General features: G+C 75.7%; 13 protein-coding genes. 10 read left to right on the top strand and 3 right to left on the bottom strand.

Features of this window, described 5'->3' with window-relative positions; genetic code table 11:
• The first annotated feature begins 30 nt into the window (after positions 1-30).
• Positions 31-978, top strand: a complete 948-nt coding sequence (locus tag ACZ518_RS02235) for an amino acid ABC transporter permease (RefSeq protein ID WP_469111130.1) — start codon at positions 31-33, stop codon at positions 976-978.
• An 11-nt stretch (positions 979-989) separates the two neighbouring features.
• On the top strand, positions 990-1,742 hold the full coding sequence (locus tag ACZ518_RS02230) for an amino acid ABC transporter ATP-binding protein (protein ID WP_362468031.1): 753 nt from the start codon (positions 990-992) through the stop codon (positions 1,740-1,742).
• 70 nt (positions 1,743-1,812) lie between these two features.
• Here the strand turns inward: ACZ518_RS02230 and ACZ518_RS02225 are convergent, their stop codons facing one another.
• Complete coding sequence (locus ACZ518_RS02225; RefSeq protein ID WP_469111129.1) at positions 1,813-2,583, bottom strand: methyltransferase domain-containing protein; 771 nt, start codon at positions 2,581-2,583, stop codon at positions 1,813-1,815.
• A 90-nt stretch (positions 2,584-2,673) separates the two neighbouring features.
• Here ACZ518_RS02225 and ACZ518_RS02220 point away from each other — a divergent pair, with 90 nt between their 5' ends.
• The gene (locus ACZ518_RS02220) at positions 2,674-3,303 is read left to right on the top strand and encodes a CGNR zinc finger domain-containing protein (protein ID WP_469111128.1); all 630 of its coding nucleotides are present in this window, start codon (positions 2,674-2,676) and stop codon (positions 3,301-3,303) included.
• Here the strand turns inward: ACZ518_RS02220 and sodX are convergent.
• The gene (gene sodX / locus ACZ518_RS02215) at positions 3,207-3,626 is read right to left on the bottom strand and encodes a nickel-type superoxide dismutase maturation protease (protein WP_469111127.1); all 420 of its coding nucleotides are present in this window, start codon (positions 3,624-3,626) and stop codon (positions 3,207-3,209) included. The genes ACZ518_RS02220 and sodX overlap by 97 nt on opposite strands.
• 174 nt (positions 3,627-3,800) lie before the next feature.
• On the opposite strand from sodX, the gene sodN reads away from it, so the two are divergent.
• Positions 3,801-4,196 carry a superoxide dismutase, Ni gene (sodN, locus tag ACZ518_RS02210; protein ID WP_007266490.1) on the top strand — a complete coding sequence of 132 codons (396 nt, stop codon included), beginning with the start codon at positions 3,801-3,803 and terminating at the stop codon, positions 4,194-4,196.
• A gap of 83 nt (positions 4,197-4,279) precedes the next feature.
• Here sodN and ACZ518_RS02205 read toward each other — a convergent pair whose 3' ends face one another.
• Positions 4,280-4,465 carry a DUF6104 family protein gene (locus ACZ518_RS02205; protein ID WP_007266501.1) on the bottom strand — a complete coding sequence of 62 codons (186 nt, stop codon included), beginning with the start codon at positions 4,463-4,465 and terminating at the stop codon, positions 4,280-4,282.
• Between the two features lie 142 nt (positions 4,466-4,607).
• On the opposite strand from ACZ518_RS02205, the gene ACZ518_RS02200 reads away from it, so the two are divergent.
• From ACZ518_RS02200 to ACZ518_RS02175, 6 genes are all read left to right on the top strand, one after another.
• Positions 4,608-6,674 carry a VMAP-C domain-containing protein gene (locus ACZ518_RS02200; protein ID WP_469111126.1) on the top strand — a complete coding sequence of 689 codons (2,067 nt, stop codon included), beginning with the start codon at positions 4,608-4,610 and terminating at the stop codon, positions 6,672-6,674.
• Between the two features lie 109 nt (positions 6,675-6,783).
• On the top strand, positions 6,784-7,812 hold the full coding sequence (locus tag ACZ518_RS02195) for an AAA family ATPase (RefSeq protein ID WP_469111125.1): 1,029 nt from the start codon (positions 6,784-6,786) through the stop codon (positions 7,810-7,812).
• A 6-nt stretch (positions 7,813-7,818) separates the two neighbouring features.
• The gene (locus ACZ518_RS02190; protein ID WP_469111124.1) at positions 7,819-11,169 is read left to right on the top strand and encodes an SAV_2336 N-terminal domain-related protein; all 3,351 of its coding nucleotides are present in this window, start codon (positions 7,819-7,821) and stop codon (positions 11,167-11,169) included.
• Positions 11,170-11,236: 67 nt separating this feature from the next.
• Complete coding sequence (fxsA, locus tag ACZ518_RS02185; RefSeq protein ID WP_469111123.1) at positions 11,237-11,446, top strand: FxSxx-COOH cyclophane-containing RiPP peptide; 210 nt, start codon at positions 11,237-11,239, stop codon at positions 11,444-11,446.
• A gap of 97 nt (positions 11,447-11,543) precedes the next feature.
• The gene (locus ACZ518_RS02180; protein ID WP_469111122.1) at positions 11,544-12,812 is read left to right on the top strand and encodes an FxsB family cyclophane-forming radical SAM/SPASM peptide maturase; all 1,269 of its coding nucleotides are present in this window, start codon (positions 11,544-11,546) and stop codon (positions 12,810-12,812) included.
• A complete protein-coding gene (locus tag ACZ518_RS02175) occupies positions 12,809-14,137 on the top strand; it encodes an HEXXH motif domain-containing protein (RefSeq protein WP_469111121.1) in 1,329 nt (442 codons plus the stop codon). Before ACZ518_RS02180 ends, ACZ518_RS02175 begins: the two co-directional genes overlap by 4 nt.
• The last annotated feature ends 78 nt before the right edge of the window (positions 14,138-14,215 follow it).

Here is a 14,215-nt window from a genome sequence, read left to right as displayed (position 1 = left end):
GACCGAGCGCTCCACTGAAGGGCAGTCATTGTGACTGACAAGATCGACAAGGGTCCGGCCGCCACTCCGGCCGGGCCCGGCGCCTCGGGCAACCCCTACGAGGCAATCAAGGCCATCCCCGTACGGCACTACGGCCGCTGGATCAGCGCCGTGGTCGTCGCCGCGGTGCTCGCGTGGCTCGTCTACGCGTTCTCCCAGGGCAAGATCATCTGGGGCACGGTCGGCGACAAGCTGTTCGACCCCGCGGTCCTCACCGGCCTCGGCAACACCATCATCATCAGCATCTCGGCCATGGCGCTGGGCCTGGCGCTGGGCATCCTCTTCGCCGTGATGCGGCTGTCGAAGAACCCGGTCACGAGCTTCGTCTCCTGGCTCTACATCTGGTTCTTCCGCGGCACCCCGGTCTACGTGCAGCTGCTGGTCTGGTTCAGCCTCCCGCTGATCTTCCAGTACATCAACCTGGGCCCGATCTACAAGAACGAGACCGTCGACGTCATGACGCCGTTCATGGTCGCCCTGCTGGGCCTCGGCCTGAACGAGGGCGCCTACATGGCGGAGATCGTCCGTGCGGGCATCCAGTCCGTCGACGAGGGCCAGTCCGAGGCCTCGCACGCGCTCGGCATGACCCAGACGCAGACCATGCGCCGCGTCGTGCTGCCGCAGGCGATGCGCGTGATCATCCCGCCGACCGGCAACGAGTTCATCAACATGCTGAAGACCTCCTCCCTGGTCTCGGCGGTGCAGTACACCGAACTCCTGCGGGCCAGCTCCAACATCGGCAGCACCGCCGGCGCGGTCATCGAGATGTACTTCGTGGCCTCCATCTGGTACCTCGCGCTGACCAGCGTCTTCAGCGTCGGCCAGTACTACCTGGAGCGCCGCTACGCCCGCGGCTCGCTGCGCAGCCTGCCGCCCACCCCCTTCGAGCGGCTCAAGGCCAACCTGAACATGTTCCGCCGTACGGAGGTGGCGAAGTGACCGCCCAGCCGATGGTCAAGGCCGAAGGCGTACACAAGTCGTACGGCGCCGCCCACATCCTCCGCGGGATCGATCTCGAGGTCGCCCCCCGCGAGGTCTTCTGCCTGGTCGGCCCCTCCGGCTCCGGCAAGTCCACCTTCCTGCGCTGCATCAACCACCTGGAGCGCATCAACGCCGGCCGGCTCTCGGTCGACGGCCAGCTGGTGGGCTACAAGCAGAAGGGCGACAAGCTCTACGAGCTGAAGGACAGCGAGGTCGCGGCCCAGCGCCGGGACATCGGCATGGTCTTCCAGCGCTTCAACCTCTTCCCGCACATGACCGCCATAGAGAACGTCATGGAAGCCCCGGTCATGGTCAAGGGCGAGAGCAAGGCCGTGGCGCGCGAGCGCGCGGTCAAGCTCCTGGACCGCGTGGGCCTCGGCACCAAGGGCGGGAACTACCCGTCCCAGCTCTCCGGCGGCCAGCAGCAGCGCGTGGCGATCGCCCGCGCGCTGGCCATGGAGCCGAAGCTGATGCTCTTCGACGAGCCCACCTCGGCCCTGGACCCGGAGCTGGTCGGCGACGTCCTCGACGTCATGCGGGACCTGGCCGAGTCGGGCATGACCATGATCGTGGTGACCCACGAGATGGGCTTCGCCCGCGAGGTCGGCGACAACCTCGTCTTCATGGACGGCGGCGTCGTGGTCGAGTCCGGCAACCCGCGCGACGTGCTGGGCAACCCGCAGCACGACCGGACGAAGGCGTTCCTCTCCAAGGTGCTCTAGCCGGCGAAACGCTGACGCAGGGGCGGTACGGGTTCCCGTACCGCCCCTGCGGCGCGTGCGCGCGAAGTTCCTACCGCAGACCTAGGACCAAGGCGTCCGAGGGGGAGCGCCAGACCGAGCGGGCCTCGGCGAACCCGGCCGCGCGCAGGGTGCGGGCGTGCCAGGCCTCGTCGGGGGTGTCGCCGTCGGCGTGCTCCCCGTAGATCTCGAACCGGGCCTCGGTGGGACCGGCGAGCACCGGGTCGGCGGCCGCCAGGGCCCACCATTCCCGCCAGTCCAGGACCCCCGCCGCCCGCGCCCGGTCCATCCCGGCGTGCCGGTGGGCGTGCTCGGCGGCACCGATCCGCGGGGTGGCGGGGTCGGGCATGTGGTCGGCGTTCATGAAGACCCCGCCCGGGCGTACCAGCGGCGCGATCTGCCCGTACAGGGCGGCCAGCTCCGCGCTGGGGAGCCAGTGCAGGGCGGTCGCGGTCAGTACGGCGTCGTACGAGTCGTACGGGAGGGCCGCGCGCCAGCCGGGGTCCTTGAGGTCGGCGGTGACGAAGGTGACCCGGTCGTCCCCGGCGAAGTAGCCCCGGGCGATCGTCAGCAGCGCGGGGTCGAGATCCAGCCCCGTGCTCGTCGCCTCCGGGAACCGCCGCAGCAGCCGGTCCGTGATACTTCCCGTACCGCACGCGAGGTCCAGCACCCGGGGGGAGGGGCCGACGAAGGCCTCCACCATGTCCAGCATCACCCGGAACCGCTCCTCGCGGTCGGGCATGTACCACTCCTGCTGGCGGTCCCAGCTCTCCTGCCAGGCCCGCCAGTCCGTACCGAACGAGCCAGTCACAGCGTCCGCCATCCCGAACCCCTCCACACGTAATACCCTCGAAGCCTAAGCAGCCGTTACCCGGCTGATGCAGACACTAATCCGCAGCCGTAAGGACTACAAGTGGAACTGGCCCATTACTCGGACTTCGCCGTGCGCCTGGTCAACACCGAGGAGCCGGCCCGCAGCAAGGACGCCCTCACCTCCGTGGACGACGTCCGCGCCCTCTTCGGCGCCAGCGTCCAGATGGCCCGCCGGGTCACCGACACCGACGTCACCCGCTTCCGCAACGTCCGCGGCCGGCTCCGCGCCGTCTTCGAGGCCGCCGACGGCGGCGACCACGCCCTCGCCGTCGACCTCCTCAACTCCCTCCTCATGGAGTTCCCCGTCAGCCCCCAGGTCACCGGCCACGACACCGTCCGCGACGACGGCAGCCCCGACTGGCACCTCCACCTCGCCGAACACCCCTCCAACGCCTCCGCCGGCTACGCCGCCATGGCCGCCATGGGACTCGCCTTCGCCGTCACCGAACACGGCCCCGACCGCCTCGGCCTGTGCCAGGCGCCGCCCTGCCGCAACGCCTACCTCGACACCTCCACCAACCGCTCCCGCCGCTACTGCTCCGACCGCTGCGCCACCCGGGCCAACGTCGCCGCCTACCGCGCCCGCAAGCGGCTGGAGGCCGAAGCGTCCGCACGCAGCGGCCGCACCGCCGACCACGCCCAGGACAGCCGCTCCCTCAGCGAACGCTGACCCGCCGGGCGCGGCCGCAGCCGCAGGAACGCCACCGCCAGCACCAGCTCCTCGGGGACCGCGCCGTAGTCGGTGCTGTCCCCGGTCTCGTTGAACGGGTTGTCCCCGAGCATCCACCAGCCGCCCGGCCGCCGCTCCGCCGCCCGCTTGACCACCAGCAGGTCCTGCTGGAGCGGATGCCGGAACACCACCACGTCACCCGGCCGGACCAACGCCCCGTACCGGACCGCCAGCCGGTCCCCGTGCACAAGCGTCGGCACCATCGACGGCCCCGTCACCTCGGTGATCCCGACGCGCACCCGCGCCTGCCTGCTCCGCACCATCTCCGGCCTCCTCATCGTTCCCCGCATGCTGCCGTACGGCCCCGTACGTTCGCTCACCCCCGCTCGGCCGGGGCTGGACTTTTGTCCTAAGCCCATGGGGGCGCCCGCGATTTCCGGATTCTCAGCGAGTAATCTCCACCCTTGAGAAGACGATCACGAGGAGGACCCACTCCAATGCTTTCCCGCTTCTTCGCCCCCAAGGTGAAGGTCTCCGCCCACTGCGACCTGCCCTGCGGCGTGTACGACCCGGCCCAGGCCCGCATCGAGGCCGAGTCCGTCAAGGCCGTCCAGGAGAAGTACCAGGCCAACGAGGACGCGGACTTCCGCGCGCGCGCCATCACCATCAAGGAGCAGCGCGCCGAGCTCGCGAAGCACCACGTCTCGGTGCTGTGGAGCGACTACTTCAAGCCCCCGCACTTCGAGAAGTACCCGCAGCTGCACACCCTGGTCAACGACACCCTGAAGGCCCTCTCGGCCGCCAAGGCGTCGAACGACCCGGCGACCGGCGCCAAGGCCCTGGAGCTCATCGCCGAGATCGACCGCATCTTCTGGGAGACCAAGGCCGCCTGATCCTGGGCGCCCCTGCGGCACACGACTGAGGGGCCCGACCGTGCGCGGTCGGGCCCCTCAGTCGTGCGTACGCGCCGCTGGGACTACTCGTCGTCCTCGTCCTCGTCGTCCAGCCGGGCCAGCCAGGTCGCCAGGCGTTCCACCGGGACCTCGAAGTCCGGGTTCAGGTCGACGAACGTGCGGAGCTGCTCGGCGAGCCACTCGAAGGTGACCTCCTCCTCGCCGCGCCGCTTCTCCAGCTCCTCGATGCCGCGATCGGTGAAGTACAAGTCGGGCTCCGTGCCGTGTGGTGGTGATGGGGGTGTTTCCCGCCAGGATAATCCGCTTACCCCCGAGACCCTCCCGTCCGCCCGTCACCCGGCGCTACCTTGGACGCCCTTCACGGGGCGAGCGGGGGACGGGGGACCGGAGATGCCGGACGGGCGCACGGCCGGATCCGCGCGCGCCTTCGAGCTCCTGGAACCCCTCGTCCGGGCCGCCACCGTACGCGTCCACGCGCCCCCGGACGGGTATGAGAGCCCTGGGACGGGGCCGACGTGGGGGAGCGGGTTCTTCATCGCCCCGGGCTGGGTCCTGACGTGCGCGCACGTGGTCGGCGAAGGGGGTGCTGCCGTGCGGCTGGCCGGGCGTGAGGTCGGCATCACCTTCTTCTCCGGGGGTTCCGGGGGTCCCGGCGGCGACGGCGCCACGGGGACGGTCACGGGCCGGGTGGAATGCGTACTGCCCGAACGGCTCGACGAGCGGCGGCCCGGCCGGCGCGCCCTGTGGGACCTGCCGGACCTGGCGCTCGTCCGTGTCCTCGCCCCCGTCACGCACGCCTGCGTCTGGCTCACCGACCGGGCCAGACCCCGCCTCGACGAGGCCGCCTACTTCGGCTGCACCGAGGAACTCGGCTTCCGCGAGATCACCGGCCGCACCACCCGGCTGCGCGGCATCGCCGCGGGCGGGGCCGCGATCCGCCTCGGCGACGACGACGAGATCGAAGCCGGCATGTCCGGCGGCCCCGTGGTCGACCTCGCCCGCGGAGAGGTCGTCGGCGTCGTCAAGGCCCGCCGCAACGGAGTCGGCGGCGGCCTCGCCGTGTCCGTGGCCCAGCTGCGGACCCTGCCCATGGCCGCCACCGGCCAGACCGGCCTCTACCGCAGGGTCATGCAGGCCCACGACCTGTACCACTACGACCGGCACCTGAGCGACCTCGACAGCCGCAGGACCTGGACCGACGTGCACGATCTGCTGTCGGCCGGGGAAGCGGACCCGTACGGCGGGCGCGGCCGGCTCACCCCCGGCGAACGCACCACCCTGTGCGGACTGCTCGCGGAACTGCCGCCGCCCGGTTCGTCGGAGGCCGTACGGGAACTCGCCGAGCAGGCGAGGGGCGAGGAACCCGACACCACCCTGCCCGCCCCGCTGAGCTGGCGCGACGGCCTCGGCCTGCTGCACGACCCGCCCGGCGCGGGCGGCGAGGCCGCCGCCATGCTGCGGTACGCGACCGGAGTGAGCGTGGCCGACTACCGCGAGCCGCCCGCCCCCGGCGCCGACGAGGAACTGTGGGACTGGGTACGGGCCACCGCCGAGCGGCTGTGGCGCCCCCTGCGCCGGGAACTGGGCGAGCGGCACGAACGCGGCCTCGCCGAGCGGGAACGCCGCCGGCGCGCCGCCGCCGGCCGGGAGGCGCACGGCCCCGCCCGGCGCCACGCCGGGCTGCCGCCGGGACCCTCGGTGCTGCTGGAAGCCTGGGCGCACGGCTGGGAGGACGTCTACGACTGGCGGGTGTCCGTCCTGGCCGGACCGGCCCGCCCGGACCGCGTCACCCCCGTCGCCGCCGGCGTACGCGCCACCCTGGCGGCCCTGCCCGAGGCACTGCGCGCCCCGCTCGCCGAAGGGTTCCGGCGGTGCGACACGCACGAGGCGGCCGCGCTCCTCGAAGTCGCCGTCGCCCCCGAGCTGTTCGGGCTCGCCGTCGACGAGTGGGCCGTGTCCGGCGGGACACCGGTCGGGGTGCAGCGGCCGGTGGTGTTCCGCTCCGGCGGGGCCGTCTCGGCCGGGCGGTGGGCGCGGGTGCAGGCGGGCCCGCTCCTGGACCAGCGGGCCGACTGCCTCCGCGGCAGGCCCCGCAGCCCCTCGCCGGGCTGGCTGGCCGGACTGCTCGACAACACCGTCCCGGTGCTCTGCCGGGCGGCGGACGCCGAACCGACCCTGGGCGCGCTGCACTCCGTACGCGAGGCCGGCTACGGGGTGGTGGTCGGCCGCAGGCCACCGGCCGACCCGGGGGCCTCCTGCGCCCCCTTCCACCGGGGGCTGCGCGAGGAACTGGCCGAGGCGGGCCGGGGGGCGGTGCTGCCGCAGCGCCTCCAGGCCCTGCGGCAACGGGCGTACGGGGCGGACCCCGACGCCTACTGGGCGGCCGGGATGGCCCTCGTGTGGGACGACCCGGCACGGGCGCTGCCCGAGGACGAGCCGCTGCGGGGGGACCTGTGAGCCGGGCTCCCGGGCCGGCCGGGCGAGCGGTGCCGACCGGGGGAGCGGGAGCGGGCGGCGGAGCCGGTGCGGGGTACGGGACGTGCGGGACGTGCGGGAGGGAGCGGGCGTGAACGAGGAATGGCTCATCTACCGGGGCGTGGGCGAACCCCACGACGGCATCGAGGCCCTGCCCGAACCGCCGCCCTGGCGGGACTTCGACGGCGGCCCCGCCGTGGAACCGGGCGGCCCCGCCGCGGCCCCCGACGGGAACGTGGCCCGCCGCCTCGGCGCCCACCGGCAGGCCGCCGAGCTGCACCGCCCCGAGCCGGAGGAACTGGAGGCCGTCAACGCCGCCCTCTACCTGCGCCGGCCCCTCCTGGTCACCGGCTACCCCGGCACCGGCAAGTCCACCCTCGCGCACGCCGTCGCCCACGAGCTGAAACTCGGCCGGGTGCTGCGCTGGCCCGTGGTGTCGAGGACCGTGCTCCAGGAGGGCCTCTACCGCTACGACGCACTCGCCCGGCTCCAGGACGTACAGATCGCCGCCGGAGCCGCCGCGGCGGGCGGCCCGGGTTCCGCCGGCGCGCCGCCCGGCATCGGCAGGTACATCCGGCTCGGCCCCCTCGGCACCGCCCTGCTGCCCACCGGACGCCCCCGGGTACTGCTCGTCGACGAGCTCGACAAGAGCGACATCGACCTGCCCAACGACCTGCTGAACGTCCTGGAGGAAGGCGAGTTCACCCTCCCCGAGCTCGAACGCGTCGCCGACTCCGAACCCGAGGTGCAGGTACTCACCGACGACGGGGCCAAGGTCACCGTCCGCGACGGCCGCGTCCGCTGCCGCGCCTTCCCCTTCATCATCCTCACCAGCAACGGCGAACGGGACTTCCCCGCCGCGCTGCTGCGCCGCTGCATCCAGCTCAAGCTCGGCCAGCCCGGCGAGAAACGCCTCGCCACCATGGTCCGCGCCCACCTGGGCGAGGAGGCCGCCCAGCTCGGCGCCGACCTGATCCGGGAGTTCCTCACCCGCTCCCGCTCCGAACTGGTCGCCGCCGACCAGCTGCTCAACGCCATCTACCTCACCCACTACGCCGCCCCGCCGAGCCGGGACGACCTCGCCGACCTGCTCATCCAGCGCCTCGACCGCCCGAGGTGAGCCGCGGTGCCCCAGGAACCCGCCCACCCCGACGGGACCGCGGCCGCGGACATCCGCGCCCTCGCCGGGCTGCTGCGCGCCGCCGGACTCGACCCGTCCGCCGAGGAGCTGGCCGACGCGCTCTGGCTGGCCGCGAAGGCCGGCAGCGCGGCGGCCCGGCCCGCCGGAGCCGTCCCGGAGCCCGGCTCCGCCGCGCCCGGGGAAGCGGCCGGCCCGCCCGGGCCCGGGGCCACCGCCGAGCCGCCCCCGGAGCCGGCGCCGGAGGAACCGGACCCCGAGGACCCGGTCAGCCTCTACCCCGCCGGGGAACCCCCGGCCCCCGACACCGGGGCGGCCGCCGAGATCCCCGTGGCCGGCGGGGTGCCCGTACGCGTGCCCGGGGCGGCGGCACTGCCCCGGATCCTGGAGATCCAGCGGGCCCTGCGCGCCCTCCAGCGGCACCGGCCCCCCGGCCGCCCCACCCGTACGGTCCTCGACGAGGCCGCCACCGCCGAGGCCAGCGCCCGCGCCCTCGGACTGGTCATCCCGGTGTTCCGGCCGGAGAGCCGGCGCGAGGCGACCGTACGGCTCGTCATGGACGCCTCGCCCGCCATGGCGGTCTGGCGGGAGATGTTCGAGGAACTCCGGTCCGTGTGCGAGCGCCTCGGCGCCTTCCGGGACGTCCAGGCCCACCACCTGCACCGGCTCCCCGACGGCACCGCCGCCGTCGGCCGCGGCCCCGCACCCGGCCCGGGACTGCGCTCCGGCGACCAGCTGCGCGACCCCACCGGCCGGGCCCTGACCATCGTCGTCTCCGACTGCGCCGGGCCGCTGTGGCGGGAGGGCGAGGCGCAGCGGCTGCTGCACCGCTGGGCCGAGTGCGCGCCCTGCGCCGTCGTACAGCCACTGCCGCAGCGGCTGTGGGGCCGCAGCTGGCTGCCGACCGAGCGCGGGGTGCTGGAACGGGCCGGCGGGGGCGGGGGAGCGGGCGGCGGCGGGCCCAGGCTGCGGTTCCGGCCCGACCGGCCGCCCCGGCCCGGGCGGCCCACCGGAGGCCTCACCGTGCCCGTGCTCCCGCCGAACGCCATCGCCCTCGGAGCATGGGCCCGGCTCGTCGCCGGACTCGGCACCGGGCCCGTCCCCGCCGAGGTGGGACGCGTCCTCGCCCGCCACCCCGCCGCCCCCGTACCGCTGCCCCCCACCGCCCGGCCGCCGCGCGAACTGGTGCGCCGGTTCCGCTCCTCCGCCGCGCCCGGCGCCGTCCAGCTCGCCGTGTACCTGGCGGCGGCGCCGCTGACCCTGCCCGTCATGCGGCTGGTCCAGCGCACCATGCTGCCCGACTCGGAACCCTCCGACCTGGCGGAGGTCCTGCTCAGCGGACTGCTGCGGCGCAGCGGGGAACCGGCCGGGCAGTGGTACGAGTTCGTGCCCGGGGTGCAGGAGGTGCTGCTCGGGCCGCTGGGGCGGGACGAGGCCGCGCTGGTGCTCAAGCACTGCTCCGAGTACGTACTGGCCCACTTCGGGCGGGGCGTGCGCAACTTCCCCGCGCTGGCCGTCGCCCAGCTCACCGGGGAGCCCGCGGCCGCGCCGGACGCCGCCCCGGCACCCGGCCCGGACGCCGGGTGGGACGGCGGCCGGGTGCCGCCCGGGCAGCTCCCGCAGGCCTTCGCGCGGGTCTCCGCGAAGGTCGTACGCCGCTACCTGCCGGGCCCGCCCGAGGAGGCCCCGGCCCCCGCACCGCCCGTCCCGGTCCCCGTCGCCGACCCGCCGCCCGGCCGCGGCTGGGCGGTCCGCGCCGCCCGGGAGCGGCTCGCGGCGGGGACGCCCGACGCCGACGCACGGCCCCTGTACGAGTCCGCCGCACTGCTGCGCCGGGCCGTGGCCGCCCCGCCCGGCCCGGACGACCCCCCGGAGGAGGCCGAGACCGAACTCGCCGGGGTGCTGCTGCGGCTGTGGGCCGTCCAGCGCGACCCCGAACACCTCGACGAGGCCGAACGGGCCGTCACCGGGCTGCGCACCGCCGCCGGCCGGGCCGCGCTGGGCCGGGTGCTGTACGAGCGGGCGGTGGCGGCGGGCGCGGCGCCCGAGCTGCTGGCCGCCGCCGACCGGGAGTTCGCCGCCGCGGCCGCCGACCCCGCCCTGCACCGGGACTGCGCCGTACTGCGGGCCCGGACCCTGCTGCGGCTGGGCGCGCTGCGCGACGACGCGGGGCCGCTGCACGAGGCGCGGGCCGTCCTGGAGCCGATCGCCTCGGGGGAGGGGGCCCCGGACCCGGAGCTCCTCCTGACCCTGGGCCGCGTCCTGGTGGCCCTCCTGCCGCGCACCCCGGAGCCGGCGGAACGCACAGCCCTGGCGGAGCGGGCGGCCGGCACCCTGACCACGGCCCTGACGACCCTCCTCGCCCCGGCTCCTGCCCCGGCCCCGGCCCCGGCCCCCGACCCGGACACCGGCTCCCAGGACCCCGAGCCGGACACCCCGCAGCCCGGCCCCGGCCCCGGCCCCGCCCCCGACCCCGGACTCGCCGTGCGGGTGCGGGTCGAGCTGGGCGCGGCACTGCGCTACCTGCCCGCACGGCTGGAGGAGGCCGCCGCGCAGCTGGCGTCGGCCCTGGAGGAGGCGGCCGGGGACTCCGGGCTGCGGCTGGCCGCCCTGCTCTGCCTGGCCCGCGTGCACCGGGCCCGGTACGCGCGCGACGGCGACCCGGCGGCCCTGGAGGAGGCGGCCGGCGCGTACGGCCGGGCCCGGCGGCTGATCCCCCGGGACGGCGAGGCCTTCGGGGAGCTGCTGCCCGAATGGGGGGACGTACTCCTGGACCGGGCCCGGGCCGCCGACGGCCGGCGCTTCGCCTCCACCGCCGTACGGGTGCTGCGCGAGAGCCGCGCGGCCGTGCCCCAGTCCGACCCGGGGGCGGCGTACCGGCTGCGGCGGCTGGCCTCCGGGCTGCGGCTGCGGCACGCCTACGAAGGGGACCTGGTCGACCTGCGGGAGGCCGAGTACCTGCTGGAGCTCGCCGTGCGGCAGGGCCACGGCCCGCTGGACCGGGCCCGCGCCTGGCGGGAGCACGGGGACGTGCAGCAGGAGATCCACGCCCACACCCGCACCGCCGACCGCCTCGACCGCGCGGCGGACTCCTACCGGCGGGCCTGGCGCGCCGCACTGGAGGCCGACCGGGACGAGGGCACCACCGGTACGGCGCTGCCGCTCGCCGCCCGGGTCCAGGAGCTGCGCGGGGAGGTCCTGGAACGCCTCGCCCGCCCCCGCGCCGCCCTGGACGCCTACCGGGCCGCCCTGGAGCTCCGGCAGCGCCTGGGCGACCCCGACGGCGAACGGGCCCGGGCCGTCCGGGCCCGCGTACGCGCCCTGGAGGCGGGCACCTGAGCCGTTTCCCCCCGCCGGGCGCAGGGAAAGGGCAGTGGACCACACACGACAAGGGGACGGGCAGCCCATGGTGACCGGACGTCAGGAAGCGGCAGCACCACCACCGGCCCGCCCGTGCCCCGGGCCCCGGCCCGGGCTCCCGGACCTCACCGGGATCGACCTGGCCGCACTGCGCGGGATCGACCACCCCGTGCTCGCCGAGATCATCGACGGCCTGGTCGACCGGGTCACGCACCCGGCCGAAATCCTCAACGCGTTCGACTCCGGCGTCGCCTGACGGCCGCCGCCCCGCGCCGGAGTTGACCACTTTCCGCCGTTAGCCGGGCCCCCGCCGAGGGCAGGGATGGACCGTCCGCAGGGGAGAGGTACAGGCGATGAGCCAAGCGATCACGAGCGGTCCCGTGCCGCCCGTGCACCGGACCCTCGCAGGTCACGCCCGCCACGCCCGCTGGCCGTACGCCCGGCTCGACGTCCCGGCCCTCCGCGCCGCCGGCCACCGCCCGCAGCCGATCCGGCAGTTCGTCCTCAAGACGCACAGCCGCTGCAACCTCGCCTGCACCTACTGCTACGTCTACGAGATGGCCGACAGCAGCTGGCGCACCCGCCCCGCCGCCATGGCACCCGCGACCGCCCTGCGCGCCGCCGAGCGGATCGCCGAACACGCCGCCGCCCACGAACTGCCCCGCGTGGACCTCGTCCTGCACGGCGGCGAGCCCCTCCTCGCCGCGCCCGCCGCGCTCGCCGCCCCCGTGGAGGCCGTACGGGCCGCCGTCGCCCGGCACACCCCCCGCACCCGCGTCACCGCCGCCGTACAGACCAACGGCACCCTGCTCACCGCCGGCCGGATCGCCGCCCTGGCCGCCGCCGGGATCCGGGTCGGCGTCAGCCTCGACGGCGGCCTGCCCGCCCACAACCGGCGCCGCGTCGACCACACGGGCCGGCCCGGCTTCGACGCCGCCGCGCGCGGGCTGCGGCTGCTCGCCCGCCACCCCGACAGCTACGCCGGGGTGCTCTGCGTGGTGGACATCGCCCAGGACCCGGTGGAGACGTACGAGTCCCTGCTCGCCTTCGCCCCGCCCAGCGTCGGCCTGCTGCTGCCCCTGGCCAACTGGAGCACCCCGCCGCCCGGCCGCACCGGGCACGGGACCCCGTACGGGGACTGGCTCCTCGCCGTCTTCGAACGCTGGTGGCACGACGGGTCCCGGCGCACCAGGATCCGGATCTTCGAGGAGGTCATCGCCCTGCTGCTCGGCCTGCCCGCCGCCACCGAGACCCTGGGCCTGGCGCCCGTCACCACCGCCGTCGTCGAGACCGACGGCAGCATCGAACAGGCCGACTCGCTGAAGTCCGCCTACGAGGGGGCCGCCGCGACCGGCATGACCCTGGACCACCACAGCTTCGACGACCTCCTCGACCACCCCGGCTTCGCCGCCCGCCAGCTCGGCCGCGACGCCCTCGCCGCCGGCTGCCGCGCCTGCGAACTCGTCGAGGTGTGCGGCGGCGGACACTACCCGCACCGCTACCGGGCGGGGGACGGCTTCCGCCAGCCCTCCGTGTACTGCGCCGACCTCCAGGCCGTCATCCGGCACATCGCCCGCGCCCTCCACGAGGCCGCCACCACCGCCGGGCGGGCCGCCTCATGACCCACGGCACCGGCACCGGCACCGACACCGGCCTCCCCGCCCAGCGGACCGGCCCCGAAGCCCACGGGACGCCCGGGCGGGACCTCGCCCGGTTCGCCGTCAGCTCCCACACCCTGCGCGCCCTCGCCTCCACCGAACCCTCCGAAGCGGGCACCCGCCTCGTGCACGACGTACGCCGCTCCAAGCGGCTGCTCCTGCTGCGCGCCGTACTCGACGCCGCACCCGGCGCGGAGACCGCCGAGCACTGGGCGCTCCTGGAGGAGGCCGAACGCCAGGACCCCGTGGCCGTGCACGACGTACTGCACTACCCCGCCACCGGCGTCTGGGCCGAGGAGACCCTGCGCCGCCTCCACGCCCCGCAGGGCCCCCCGCCCGACCTCGGCCACCTCGGGGCGCTCGCCGTGGCCGCCGCGCTGCGCGCCGGAATCGGCTTCAAGACCACCCTGCGCCCCGTCAACGGCCGCCTCGTCCTGCCCACCCTCGGCCTGCTCCGCCCCCACGGCCCCGGCCGGCTCGCCCTGACCGAGCGCTCCTGGGACACCGCCGACGCCCTCCCGCTGCACGCCCTGCCCGGCGGCGCCCGCACCTCCCTCGACGACCTCGACCCCTACCGGGTCCCGCCCCCCGGCACCGCCACGGGCCCGGCCGCCGTCCGCCCGGCCCGCCGGCTCACCCCCAAGGGCCACAAGCGCTGGGACATCCAGTGGTCCGGCGCGCACACCCTGCTGGGCCGCTACGACTCCGCCCGCGCCGAGGAGATCGGCCTGCTGCTGCGCTCCGTGGTCCCGCTGGCCGGCGGCTCCCGCTCCAACGGCGCCACCCTGCCCGCCGCCGCCGGCTCCGTCCTGGCCCGCGCGCAGGCTCCGCCCGCCCTGGCCGCGACCCTGGTCCACGAGGTGCAGCACGGCAAACTCGCCGCCCTCGCCGACGTCCTCACCCTGCACACCGCCGACCGCACCCCCCGCCACTGGGCCCCCTGGCGCGCCGACCCGCGCCCCCTGGAGGGGCTGCTGCACGGCACGTACGCCCACCTCGCCCTCGCCGGGTACTGGCAGCACGCCGCCCTCTACGGGGCCCGTGGCGCCTGGGCCCAGCACGCCCGGATCCGCGCCCAGGTCGCCGCCGTCCTGCCCGCCCTGCGCGCGCACCCCGCGCTGACCGTCACCGGGCGGGAGTTCGTCGACGGCATGGCCGCCGCCGAGCGGGCCATGGACGCCACCCCGCCGCCCGGCGACCAGCACGCCGCAGCCCGCCGCACCCTGGAACGCGAACGCCGCGCCTGGTGCGAGGCACACCCCGAACTCGCCCCGTTCGTACGGGTATGACGCCCCGTCCGCTGCGGTACCTTTCAAGCCGCACCGCCCCGCACCCCGTCCACCGCACGGACCCCAGGGAGACGGCCG

The sequence above is a fragment of the Streptomyces sp. NPDC033966 genome, from assembly GCF_055575955.1.
Note: the sequence above shows the minus strand (reverse complement) of the source record. Positions and strands in the feature narration are given on the sequence as shown.

Coding starts and splice junctions, on each gene's coding strand:
- sodX (WP_469111127.1), bottom strand. CDS start 3,626: ATGGTGCGGAGCAGGCAGGCGCGGGTGCGCGTCGGGATCACCGAGGTG.
- ACZ518_RS02200 (WP_469111126.1), top strand. CDS start 4,608: ATGCCGGACGGGCGCACGGCCGGATCCGCGCGCGCCTTCGAGCTCCTG.
- ACZ518_RS02175 (WP_469111121.1), top strand. CDS start 12,809: ATGACCCACGGCACCGGCACCGGCACCGACACCGGCCTCCCCGCCCAG.
- ACZ518_RS02180 (WP_469111122.1), top strand. CDS start 11,544: ATGAGCCAAGCGATCACGAGCGGTCCCGTGCCGCCCGTGCACCGGACC.
- ACZ518_RS02225 (WP_469111129.1), bottom strand. CDS start 2,583: ATGGCGGACGCTGTGACTGGCTCGTTCGGTACGGACTGGCGGGCCTGG.
- ACZ518_RS02230 (WP_362468031.1), top strand. CDS start 990: ATGGTCAAGGCCGAAGGCGTACACAAGTCGTACGGCGCCGCCCACATC.
- sodN (WP_007266490.1), top strand. CDS start 3,801: ATGCTTTCCCGCTTCTTCGCCCCCAAGGTGAAGGTCTCCGCCCACTGC.
- fxsA (WP_469111123.1), top strand. CDS start 11,237: ATGGTGACCGGACGTCAGGAAGCGGCAGCACCACCACCGGCCCGCCCG.